9 protein-coding genes are annotated in these 12,028 nt (G+C 65.0%); 3 read left to right on the top strand and 6 right to left on the bottom strand.

Features of this window, described 5'->3' with window-relative positions; all coding sequences use genetic code 11:
* From BST27_RS16800 to BST27_RS16825, 5 genes are all read right to left on the bottom strand, one after another.
* Window positions 1–2,302 (bottom strand): bifunctional DNA primase/polymerase (locus BST27_RS16800; protein ID WP_170062333.1); only part of this gene is annotated, 2,302 nt, incomplete at its 3' end.
* 100 nt (window positions 2,303–2,402) lie between these two features.
* The gene (locus tag BST27_RS16805; RefSeq protein WP_069419624.1) at window positions 2,403–2,624 is read right to left on the bottom strand and encodes a hypothetical protein; all 222 of its coding nucleotides are present in this window, start codon (window positions 2,622–2,624) and stop codon (window positions 2,403–2,405) included.
* A gap of 129 nt (window positions 2,625–2,753) precedes the next feature.
* Complete coding sequence (locus BST27_RS16810; protein ID WP_069419623.1) at window positions 2,754–3,824, bottom strand: tyrosine-type recombinase/integrase; 1,071 nt, start codon at window positions 3,822–3,824, stop codon at window positions 2,754–2,756.
* On the bottom strand, window positions 3,821–4,510 hold the full coding sequence (locus BST27_RS16815; protein ID WP_139805198.1) for a hypothetical protein: 690 nt from the start codon (window positions 4,508–4,510) through the stop codon (window positions 3,821–3,823). Before BST27_RS16815 ends, BST27_RS16810 begins: the two co-directional genes overlap by 4 nt.
* A gap of 442 nt (window positions 4,511–4,952) precedes the next feature.
* Window positions 4,953–6,116 (bottom strand): tyrosine-type recombinase/integrase, encoded by a 1,164-nt coding sequence (locus BST27_RS16825; RefSeq protein WP_069419621.1) that lies wholly within the window; start codon window positions 6,114–6,116, stop codon window positions 4,953–4,955.
* A 480-nt stretch (window positions 6,117–6,596) separates the two neighbouring features.
* On the opposite strand from BST27_RS16825, the gene BST27_RS16830 reads away from it, so the two are divergent.
* The gene (locus BST27_RS16830) at window positions 6,597–8,987 is read left to right on the top strand and encodes an MMPL family transporter (RefSeq protein ID WP_083148557.1); all 2,391 of its coding nucleotides are present in this window, start codon (window positions 6,597–6,599) and stop codon (window positions 8,985–8,987) included.
* A 56-nt stretch (window positions 8,988–9,043) separates the two neighbouring features.
* Here the strand turns inward: BST27_RS16830 and BST27_RS16835 are convergent, their stop codons facing one another.
* Entirely contained in the window at window positions 9,044–10,456 is a 1,413-nt protein-coding gene (locus tag BST27_RS16835) for a PE family protein (RefSeq protein WP_069419620.1), read from the bottom strand.
* A 207-nt stretch (window positions 10,457–10,663) separates the two neighbouring features.
* Between BST27_RS16835 and BST27_RS16840 the strand changes: the two genes are divergently transcribed.
* Both BST27_RS16840 and BST27_RS16845 read left to right on the top strand, forming a co-directional pair.
* Complete coding sequence (locus BST27_RS16840; protein WP_069419619.1) at window positions 10,664–10,954, top strand: hypothetical protein; 291 nt, start codon at window positions 10,664–10,666, stop codon at window positions 10,952–10,954.
* 161 nt (window positions 10,955–11,115) lie between these two features.
* Window positions 11,116–11,988, top strand: a complete 873-nt coding sequence (locus BST27_RS16845; protein WP_197518113.1) for a hypothetical protein — start codon at window positions 11,116–11,118, stop codon at window positions 11,986–11,988.
* Window positions 11,989–12,028: the final 40 nt, after the last annotated feature.

The following is a 12,028-nucleotide window of genomic DNA, read 5'->3' on the forward strand; positions in this document are numbered from 1 at the left end:
GGCGCAGGATGCGTTCGCCGAGTCTGTCTAACCTGGCTTCTCGATCATCAACGGCCGCTGCCGTCGCCACCTGCTCCTGAATGCGCGCTTCGGCCTGGCGCTCACGCTCGGCGGCTTCCCGTTCGCGTCGGTAGTCCATTGCGCGCTCATGGATGCACACCGAAATATTCAGCAGCATCTCGGCCAGCTGCACGTCCCCTGCCTCGATCACCGTGCGGCCGGGGTCGCACAACACGACTAGCAGGGCGGCCAAGCGGGCGGTCATCGCCGGCCGGTGGGCATGCATTGGGTCTTCGTCGTCTGCCAGCCCACGGGCGCGGTGCAGTACCTCGGCGCGAACCTGCTGCTGTAGTTCGTCGCTGTACCGCAGTGGCCGCGTGGGCAGCTTCACTTCAAGCTGGCCGGGGTCGACGGGAGCATCGTCAGGGATTGCGGGGTCGGTGGCGGCCAGGTAGAGGAACCTCTGCGGTGTCCCGTATTCCATCTGTTCGGCGGTGGATAACGCGGCCAGGGCTTCGAGCTGGAAACCGGCCACCAGCCCCACGACGTAATCGCGGACCACGCGCCGCCGGTCCGCAGACGCGTTGCCGTCGCCTAGCACACTGCCAGTCCATGCGGCGCGTAGCACAGGACCGATGCGGTTGGCGTTCTTGGTGTCGAGGATGCCGGCGACCAGGCCGGCCCCCTCGTCGGAGTGCAGCAGCAGTTTATGGCCGACCTGCTCACGCCGCTTGATCTTTCCCGTGGGGTCACCGGGATCGACCACGGTGCCCATGAACGCCTCCGCGACACCGGGGCCGGTGCCGACCGGCCTCTCTACCGGCGTCTCGTGCGCGGCAATCAAGTTCGGGGTCAACGGGTCCGGCAGACACAGCTCCAACAGCCGTTCGGCGGCGGCGCACGCCGACGACTTACCGCCACCGGCAGAGCTGACCAGACCGACGAACATGCTCAGCGGCATGGGCGCCTTGATCCCGGTGTCCACGGTGACGGCGGGGTCCACGTGGGCGGCCAAACGCGCCAGGATCGCGCCGAGCACCGCGTCAGCCGAGTTGAGACCACGGTGCGCGGCATCGCGAATGTGGGTCAGCACAGGGTGCGCGGCCCAAAATTCTTCGGGAAGGTTCGCCGGCCCCCGACCCTCATCCCGGCACGTGCGTCCGTCGATGGTTACCGGTTCGTCGTGCAAGTCCAGCGCATCCATCGCGGCGGTGAGGTCACCGCCGTAGTCAATCCGTGTGACGGCCTGTAGCCGCGTCACCGTCGCGCCGAGCCCGGCGAACGGATCAACGTCGTGATCGGTCCAGATGTGCAACGGCGGATCGGGTGAATCGGTCCATTGCGTGCACCCGGGCTCGTGCGCGGTGGCCGACTTCGGGTCGGCGTGCGGACCGGGCGCGGTCCAAATCTCACAGCCACACGAATCGGTGCGGCTCGCTAGCGTCCAGTCAGTGCCGGCCAGAATCTCCGCCCACGTTATCGCCGCGCCCCACATGGCGATCGGCCCATCGGCGCAACCCTCGCTGCGCCCGGCCCGCTGTCGCCGGGCTGCGGCGTGCGTGGCGATCTCATCACGCAGCGTGGCCGGTAACGGGTGGACCTTTCCAACGGCCTTGTATGCGCCTTCGGGCCGGACGCTCGGCGGGATAAGCACGTACTTGCCTGGCCCCCACAGCACCGAATACCCGCCGCCGTCACCGGTGCCCATGGTGGCCGACTCCAAACACTCGGGCAGGTCGACACCATCGGGTACGACAAACCAGAAATGACCGCCGTCGCGGTGAACCATTGTCTCCCCGTCAGCGCCGAGCTGGCCCGGCGTGACGACCGTTGGCGCCGGGTCGTCGAGAGGTAACACCGCGAGGAACTCCGCCTGCTGCTCGGGGGTGTCGCAATCGACCACGACCAACCGGCTGCGCCCCAGCGCTACGGCGATATTGACCGCGCAGTCGGGGCCGAAGGCGGCGATGTAGCGGTCGAGGTAGCCGCCCAGCGCCGCGGCATCCCGGCTTGCCAGGTGGACCCCGGACGGGGACTTCACCTTGCGCCAATTGCGCTGTCCGGCCTTTTTAGCCGCGAGCTGAGCGGTCTTGTCATCGGCCAGTCGTTTGCCCGCGGTGCGCCCGTCGAAGGGCTCTTTGGTGCCCGGCTTGATCAGCAGGACCGACAGCCCAGCGTCGGCCAAGTTGTGCAGGTACTGGCGAACTCGTATGGGGTCGGCGGGGTCGGGCGCATCGTTGAGCAGTCTCGTCAGTAGATCGAGATCGGCCTCTGTGCCCTGGCGCGCGTTAGTCTGGTGCACGTTCTTCATCCTTTCGCGGGGATGGGGTTTCGGATGGATCGCACCGCGCCGAGGCAGAGGCCAATCTCCCGGCGCGGTGCATCTGTTTACGGCCAGAACGTCAGTCCCGCTGCGGCGGTGGTGATCCCGGCGTGACCGTGTTGGCGGCGAGGTAGGCCGCCAAGTCACCGGCCCGGTAGAGAACCCGGCCGCGATCCTTGACGTACGGCGGCCCGTTACCACGGTGCCGCTCGACGGCAAGAGCGTTCTCTGTTTTGCATCGGAGTGCGGCGACGTCCCTTGCTGGGAATAACGCATCGGGGTTGTCAAAGGTCACAGCCATCGGCACGCCGTCCTGTCTGTCGGTTTTCGATGTGTTTCCAGAGGTTACGAAATCGCGGTGCAGACACCGCGAAACGCCGAGCACAATGCCCACCAAAGTTGTTGTTGTGCTCGGCGTTTCGGTCACGGGCTACACGATCGGGTCATCGAGAGCCGCAGCCATCGCGGTGGCACGAATCTCGTCGTCGTCAACAGCGGTGTATCTCTCAGTCGTGGCGACGCTGCTGTGTCCCAACAGGGCTTGCACCGCGCGCAGGTTGCGGCCACCGTGCCGGTAGGCGCGCGTGGCGAAGCGGTGCCGCAGCTTGTGCATTGACCAGCCCGGGCCCAGGGCGGCGGCGACCAACTTGCCGACGTGCATTTCTGTCAGGTGCCCGGCGGCCGGCGCCGCCGGGAACAACCACCCGTCGCAGTCGCCGAAGGCGGCCAGCGTTGGTGTGTGCCCGGCAGCACCACGGCGGACCGCGGCCGCCAAGCTATCGCTGATGGGTACAGCACGGGTCCGTCCGCCCTTGCCGCGCACCATGAGTTGCGGCCCGCCGACGCCCTCGACAACGTCGCGGACGTTGACCCGCGCGACTTCGCCGCGGCGCAACCCGGCCTCGGCCGCGAGACGCATCATCAGCGCCGTCCGCGCGTCGGCGCGGGCGAGCGCTTGTTGCCAAGCGTCATCGGGCACCGGCCGCGGGACCGCCGGCGGCACCTTCACCGTGGGCAGCTCATCGGCAATGTGGTCCGGCACGAGGTGCTTGCGGTATGCCCACCTGAAAAATTCGCGCGCTGCGACTTGGTACGTCTTGCGGGTCTCGGGCTTCCATTGGGTCTGGCGACCGAACCACCCAACGAGGCGTTCGGCGGTCACCTGGGCCGGGGCGCAGCCCAGCTCGCGGCCAAGGCGTACCAACGCCTTACGGCGCGCGTCGACCGTGCGGGGTGACTGCCCTGCCGCCGCCAGGTGAAGGCAGTAGTCCTCGATCGAGTGCCGCCAAGCTGCCGGCACTGGTGCCTGTACCGGTCCCGGCCGGCGACGCACCGCAGCACCGGCCAGGTATGCCGAAATCGCGCTCAGGTCGCCTGAATCGACTACCTGGCCGTCAATGTCGTACAACGTGACTACGTTGCCGCGCTTGACCATCCGCAGGCCTAGCCGTTTGGCCCGCCGGCGTGCCATGCGTACCTGGCTCGCTGAGGCGTTGGTCATTGCCCCACCGGCGCAATGTCCAGCGGCACGACGTTGTCAGCCAGGCCGGCGGGATCGACAATGAAATCGGTTCCAACGCGGGCTAAAAGGTATTCGGGCTCGATGTCAGCGGCGTACACCTGCCCGCACTCGTGACCCCAGGGCCCGCGCCGGGCATACTGGCGTGCGGCACACAAATCGCTTGTCCACGCCATCCCGCGCGAGCTGTGCCACGCGCACGCGATCTCGCCGTAGGGGTCTGCCGGGTGCCCGTTGAAGTCGATGGCCACCAGGTGCCCAACCGCGTCAAAAGCGACGACGGCGGGAACGGTGCCTCGATACAACCGAACCGGCTCGCTCGGCTGCTCTGCGCGCTGGCCGTCGATACTGAAACCGTTGGCGTAGAACAGCTTCACCCAATGGCGACGACACAGCGCCGACTCGGCGAACTCCGAGGCTGCCCACACCTGCGGGACTACTCCGGCCATGTCCGGCCAGGCCAAGTCCAGCGTGCCTTCCGCTGCGAGGTCGTTCAACAACGCCGCGGCGTTGGGGTCAGCATGAAGGCATCGGTTAAGGGTGTGGCGGTCCAAGTGCTCGGCGCCCTCGAAGTGATAGCCGGTGGCGTCCTCGAACATCCCAGGCGGGAAATTCGGCCAGGTCCAGCGGCGGCGCTTGATCATCGGTACCGGGGTTGTTCTGGGCATGGTGAAACACACTCCTATCTCGGTTGAGGGTGGGTTGAGGTCTGGATTAAGAGGACGGAGCGATCGCGGGGAATGCACCGCGTGTGAAAGGTGTTGTGAGCGGCCTATTTCCGCCGCTGGCCAGCGTAAATGGTGTCGGGAATGACCGGCTTGAATAGCGCATCAACGTCTACGCGCCGGACTCGAATTGCTGCACCAGGCTTATCGGAGAATCTGTAGGCACGCAGCTCGCCGCTGGCAATTTTCTCTCGGAGAGTCCATACGGAGATTCCGGTTCGATTCGAGGCGTGCTTTAACGACTCGTATTCAGGAGAGTGAGTCATAGTCCTGCTTTCCTCGCTGTCACTTTGGCAGCGGGTGCAGTCCCAGCGTGACTGCCAAGATAGCTGGCAAGCCAACAGAATGCAACTAAATCCGTTGCATCCCAACGCATAATGCAGACTTAGGTAGGCAATGTGCTCGGCGTCGATGCCAGTGCGGATAGCCGCTCGGCCAATGCGTCGGCCCGCCCGGCGGCGACGTGCTGGTAGCGCATCGCGGCCGTGCTAGTGGTGTGGCCTAACCGGTCCATGACCTCCTTGGTGGTTGCGCCGGCCACCGCCGCCATGACACCGCCGAAGTGCCGCAGATCGTGAAAGTGCAAGTCCTCATGGCCGATTGCTGCGCGGGCGGCGAAGAACGGTGTGCGAAAACGCCCCTCGGTATAGAAGGAACCTGTCACCGGATCGGGGAAAAGCAACGCGGTCTTGGCGGCACCGACGCGCTCGCGCAGGTGCTCAGCGATCAAGGGCCGAAGATGGGTCGGCACCGTCACGGTGCGCCGTGATTCTTTCGTCTTTGTCGGGCCACAAATGTCGCGTCCTTCGCGTCGTGTCACCGCCTTCTCAATTCGTAGGGTTGAGCAGTCTGGGGCAACGTCGGCGCGAGTGAGGGCGAATAGTTCACCGCGGCGCAGTCCGCACCAGCCGGCCAGTAACACGGCGAGCCCGAGTCCGTCCGGCATCTTGTCGGCCAGCGCCGCGAGTTCCTCGGCCGTCAGCAGCACGACAGAACGCTTGGTGCGTTTGACGTTGCTAGCGCCCTTGACGCGGGCGGGGGAGCGGTCGATCAGGCCATCGTCCACGGCCGTGTTGAGCACAGCTGTCAACACCCCGTACGCCCGTGCATTGCGGGTCTCAAGCTGTTTGTCCAGCCCGGCGAACCATACGCGCACGTCCTCTGGGGTGATCCTGTCCAGCACTTTGTCTCCGAGCACCGGCAGGATGTTTTTGTCCAGGTGATAGGCGTAGTTCTCGCGTGTTCGGCGTGCGATGTTGCGTTGTTCTAGCCAGGTTTGCGCGTAAGTGCGCAACGTCATGTTGGCGGTCGCGGCTTTTCGGGCGCGCTCAGCCGGCGGTGTCCAGACACCGAGGTTGCGGCGGTCCAGGTCGATAAGGTCGCGTTCGTCTTCTAGCCATCGCTGCCCTGATGCCTTGGTGGGGAAGGTGGCCGGCGCGCGGTGCAACACGCCGTTGTGCAGATAGGCGGCCGACCACCGCCCCGACCGCTCTTGTCGGATGCGTCCGAACGCCTGTCGTTTGGGTGTTCCGCGCTTGCCGCGTGCCATGTCGCCGCTCCCTACATCTGCACAACATCTGCACAATAGTGAGTCCTACAGAACCCTACAGAATCCACCAGCCGGAACCCAGCCGGATCGCTAAAGATGCTGGTTAATAGTATTTTCTGCGCAATCCGGCGAGGTCAACGTAGATCCTGCAAATGTCTAATAAGGCTGGTTCGATCCCAGCCGGGACCACAACAATTACCGCAGGTCGTCGGCCGGGCTGTGCGGCATGGTCGGACCTGCCCCAGCCACCCTCCAGCCACCTCGGAAGCGTCAGCGCAGCGGGTAATGCCCTATCTGGGCGGAGAAATTCGAGTAACCGCGTACTGAGTACACGTCATCCAGAACTGGCGACGATTCCAGTACGGCGGTAGGGCCGCCAAAGGGCAGACAACCAAGCCGCAGGCTGAACTACCTCGGTTTGGATCCACGGCTATGTGCCGGTCATCGGGAACGCCGAGATCCACGGCGGAGGGACGCAAGATGCTCCACGGGATTGCTCGTCTGGCAATCAGGGCGCCACGACGAATCATCGTTGGAGCCGTCTTGGTCTTCATCGCCGCGGCGGCGTTCGGGATTCCGGTCGCCGAGAGCCTGTCCTCGGGTGGGTTCCAGGATCCGAACTCGGAGTCGGGCCGGGCGATCCGGATATTGACCGACAAGTTCGGGCAGAGCGGTCAGCAGATGCTGATCGTGGTAACCGCGCCAGACGGCGCCAACAGCGAGCAGGCGCGGAGGGTGGGTGCCGACGTCGTCGACCAGGTGCAGCGTTCGTCGTTGGCGTTCAACGTGACCTCGCCGTGGACAGCGCCATCGCAGTCGGCCGCCGATCTGATCAGCGCGGATGGCAAGTCGGGGTTGATCGTGGTCAACCTCAGGGGCGGCGAAAACGACGCGCAGAAAAATGCCCAAACCCTCGCCGGCGAATTCGTCCACGATCGCGACGGAGTCGCTGTTAGGGCCGGGGGTTCGGCGATGCAGTACGCGCAGATCAACAACCAGAACCGGGACGATCTTCTGGTCACGGAGGCAATCGCGATCCCGCTGAGCTTTCTGGTGCTGATCTGGGTGTTCGGTGGTCTGGTGGCGGCGGGGTTGCCGATTGCGCTCGGCGCGTTGGCCGTTGTCGGCTCGATGTCGGTATTGCGGCTGATCGCGTGTACCACCGAGGTGTCGATCTTCGCGCTCAACCTGAGCACCGCGCTGAGCCTGGCGCTGGCCATCGACTACACATTGCTGATCATCGGCCGCTATCGCGACGAGTTGGCCGAGGACGGCGACGCAGATCGGGCGTTGGTACGGACCATGGTCACCTCCGGTCGCACGGTGGTGTTCTCGGCGGTCACCGTGGCGTTGTCGATGTCGGCGACGGCGCTGTTCCCCATGTACTTCTTGAAGTCGTTCGCCTACGCCGGTGTGGCCTCGGTCGCCTTCGTCGCGACCGCGTCCATCGTGGTGACGCCGGCAGCGATCGTCCTGTTGGGCAACCGACTGGACGCGGTCGACGTGCGCCGTTTTCTCCGTCAAGTGGTGTTGCGCCGCCACGACCCGCTGCGCCTGACGGTCGAGGAGCATTTCTGGTACCGGTCGAGCAAGTTCGTTATGCGCCGGTGGGCGCCGGTCGGGTTCGCCGTGATGGCGTTCCTGTTGCTGCTCGGGCTGCCGTTCTTCTCGGTCAAGTGGGGCTTCCCCGACGACCGGGTGCTGCCGACTTCGGTGTCCTCGCATGAGGTCGGTAACCGATTGCGGAGCGGTTTCGCGCATGACTCCGCGACTGCGGTGGCCATCGTGATCCCCGACGCACGCAACTTGAGCATGGGGGAGATCGGCCGATATGCCGCCGACCTGTCACGGGTTCCCGATGTTTCTGCGGTGTCGGCCCCCGATGGGACCTTCGTAAACGGTCATCTCGACGGTCCCCCGGCCGCGGCCGCCGGAATGGCCGAAGGCAGCGCCTTCCTCACCGTGAGTAGTACGGCGCCGTTGTTTTCCGAAGCCTCCGACCTCCAGCTCAAGCGGTTGCACGAGGTCGCGGGGCCCGCCGGCCGATCCGTTGCGATGGCCGGTGTCGCGCAGGTCAATCGCGACAGTGTCGATGCGGTGACCGACCGCCTGCCATTGGTGCTGGCGCTGATCGCCGCCATCACGTTCGTGCTGCTGTTCCTGCTGACCGGCAGCGTGGTGCTGCCGGCAAAGGCGCTGGCGTGCAACGTGTTGTCACTGACCGCGGCGTTCGGTGCTCTGGTTTGGATCTTCCAGGACGGTCATCTCGGTGCGCTGGGCACAACTCCGAGCGGCACACTGGCGGCCAACATGCCAGTTCTGTTGTTCTGCATCGCTTTTGGCTTGTCCATGGACTACGAGGTGTTCCTGATCTCCCGGATCCGCGAGTACTGGCTGGCGTACCGGCCGGCACATCCGACCGCGACGGAGGAACACGCCGCCAACGACGAGGCGGTAGCGCACGGCGTGGCCTGCACCGGCAGGGTGATCACCGCGGCGGCATTGGTGATGTCGATGTCCTTCGCCGCGCTGATCGCGGCCCATGTGTCATTCATGCGGATGTTCGGTCTGGGCCTGACGCTCGCCGTGGCCGCGGATGCCACGCTGGTGCGGATGGTCCTGGTACCCGCCTTCATGCATGTGATGGGCCGCTGGAACTGGTGGGCGCCCAAATCGCTGCTGTGGCTGCACGCAAAGTTCGGCATCAGCGAGGCTGGCGAGGCCAGCGAGGCCAGCGAGGCCCACGCGAAACGATCCGACGAAGGGAGCAGCTTCGCCCAGCCGCTCAAGCGGCAAGCCGAGGTCGCGTCCGTCGTCTCGACTTCCCATAACGGGCGGCCAATCGAGGCCTCGGTGACCCGCGGCGGCTAGCGTCCCGCTGGACTGTCTGATCTGAGGCTCGCGTGCTGTCGCAACGGCAGTTGCTATCAGACGGGTACGGCTGCGCCGATCGCCTGCGCGAGCTGTTGGGGAAGGAATTGCAACAGGCCGGGAAGCAGACCCCCAAATGTCGCGCCGCTCAGCGTCAGTGAGCCCGGCCCAAGGATCGGAATTTCGAGAGCTGCGAAATCGAGCGGCGTGAGAATCCCGCCCAGGGGGATGTCGGTGAGCGTTTCGAGCCCAGAGAGTGAAACCGGTAACTGTAGCGTTGCGTGGCCATTGAGGAAGCCGTTCGCGACGACCGCGGGAGCGTTGATCAGTGCCGCGGCCGCCCCGAGCGCGTCGCCGGTTTGAATCGCGCCGACAAAAGCATTCGCGCTGGATCCCAGCGCTTGCAGTGTGGTGACCGGCGGCCCTATCGCGTCAAGTGCGAGCACTAACGGCAAGCCGACATGAAGAACACCCGTATTCAAGTCCAGGGTTTGCGACATATCCGTCAGCGCCGTGATTACGTTGGTCGCGTTCTGCGCCACCATCGCCGGAACGGATCCGGCGGGCAGCAGATCGGTGAAGTTCTGCGCCATCTGGCCCGGAATGCTGAAGATGGGCAACAAATCTCCGAAGGCGCCAAGCGGCGTTATCGAGATGAGGTTGGTAACGGGGTCGATGCTGGCGCCGAACCCCGTGAACAATGGGTTCAGGAGGCCGCCACCGATCTGCAGCAGCCCGCCGGTGACGTCGCCGGCCATGAAGGCTTGGGACGCCGCTTGCAAGCTGGCCGGGAAGGCGTTCAGCCCGGCCATGAAATCGTTGCCGGCGTTCTGCAGTGACGTCGCGATCACCTGGGCGTATCCGATTTGGTTGCTAACCAGCTGCTGCAGGATGGGCACCGGATTCGCGCCCGAGAGGGCCGCGCCGATGGTCGTCGGCAGATTGGCCAACTCGGCAGGCAGGTTCTGCACCGCATTTTGGAACCCGGTCGCGAGGGTCTGGGCGTAAGCCTGCTGATTGCTGAGGACCTGCCGTAGAAACGGTGCCGGATTGGCCGACAGGGCGTCGCGAAGACCCTGCAGGTTGGTGGCCGTATTCGAGACGAGTGCCCCGAAGCTGTCAAACAGCGCAGGTGACGCGGCAGCAGCACTGCCGTTCGATGCCATTCCCAACACAGCCTGTTCCGCGTTAGCGGCTTCAGCGCTCAGGTAGGCACCCGCTCCGGCCCGCACCAGGTTGGCGAACTGCTCGTGGTACGCCTGCGCTTCGGCGCTGACAACTTGGAATTCCCTGCCGAAGCTGCCGAATAGCGAGGAGATGGCGAACGACACCTCGTCTTGAGCCGCAGCCGCTATCGAGGTCGTGGGTCCCGCGACGGTCGCAGTTGCTTCGACCAGTGCCGAACGGATACCCGCCAGATCACGTGCCGCGTCCTGCAGCAACTCCGGCATCACGCTCACAAACGACATGCCCAACTCCTTGACTGTTTGCCCGATGACCAGTTCTTACTGGCAAGTAAGATCCTGTCGACGCCACCGACCAAGAACGTCAGTCACAGGACGTATAAGCGGTGGCAAGGGGTCGTAGATTGCGCACGCCGCGTCGTGACCGCTGCCCGAAACCGCAACGGCCGGTATCGTTTCCTAACGATCTGCAAACCCAAAGGGTGGACCACGATGAGCTTTGTTGAAGGCATCGGCACGCTGAAACTCGAGTGCCCGCAGATGCATCCCGTCGGCAGGATCCTGAGGGAAAGCGCGCATCAGGCCGTCCAGTTCGACCCAGGCGCCCAAGTGGGCCCGCGCCGGTTCTGGCCGAGCGAGGAAGACCAGCCGCGCTTCACGGCGCACTGCCGCTACTGCGACAAGCCGGTGGGGGAGACCACCGCGACGCTCGAGTCCAAATTCGCCGAGCTGCTCGCGCACACCTCCGAGACGGTCCGGACCACAACGCTGCCGTACGTGTAGAGATGCCGAGGCGCTAACCACGCGCTATTGAACACGAGTTAGCTGGGCGTCAACAGATGCGCGCATGTTCATATCGCGGAGTCTTTATTGATTTCGGAACGATCATGAGGAAACGTCTACAAAAGCGCACGAAAGCACGTCCCTACTAGCACGGAGTTCTCATGACGCTAACCCGCAGACACCCACTGGGCGTCCTCGCCGTGATCGTGGCAAGTCTTGCCACGATGGCATCGTTCGTCGTGTTCGCGCCTCGGGCTCAAGCGTTCTACGTCAAGTACCACGAGACGATCACGCGCAATGCCCTGCCGGCAGACCAGGTCAGCCAGCTGGCGGTCAACCAGATCCTCATCGGCCCGCCGCCCGGCGGTGGGGCGATGGGCAGTGACGCATTTGCCACCGACGAGTTCCGTCACCTCGACAACTCGGTGAACCCGGTCGAAATCTGCAACCGGGCGCGGCAGGCATGGGACACCTTCTCGCCCATCATCCTCAGCGGGTCGGTGGTCAACGGCAACACGGAGGTTGACGGCCCGGGTGCCCGAGCAGCGTTCGGCGCTCTGCTGCACACGCAGCAGGACTTGTACGCCCACTCCAACTGGGTCGACGACAACATCGCCATCGGTCAGCTCGACCGCCTGGCCCCGCCGATCTTCCCGGTGTGCAACCCGGCCGATTTTCCCGCTGACCTGCACACCGGCTACTTCAGCATCGACTTCTCGCAGCGGCCGCCCCTCGAGGGCTGCCCGGCGGGTGGTCCGCCGCCCGGCTTCCAGGAATGCCACACGACCTTGAACAAGGACGGCCCGCACACCCCGCGCGGTTCGATGCTCGTGCCGGGAACGAACATGAACGAGTACGACCTCGCGGCCAAGCTCGCCACCCAGGCCAGCACGAACCTGTACTTCCAGATTCGCGACTGGGTCGCCAGCGCCAACGGGGAGAACGCCGCCGTCCAGCTCTTCCAGCAGGGCGGTTCGTTGCCCGACTGGCACAACATCCCCAACCTGCCTGGAGTGCCATACCTGGGCGGCTGACGCACAGCGAGACCGCGAATGCCGATGTCGTCTACAGCGC

It is taken from the genome of Mycobacterium intermedium, from assembly GCF_002086275.1.
Classification (GTDB): domain Bacteria; phylum Actinomycetota; class Actinomycetes; order Mycobacteriales; family Mycobacteriaceae; genus Mycobacterium; species Mycobacterium intermedium.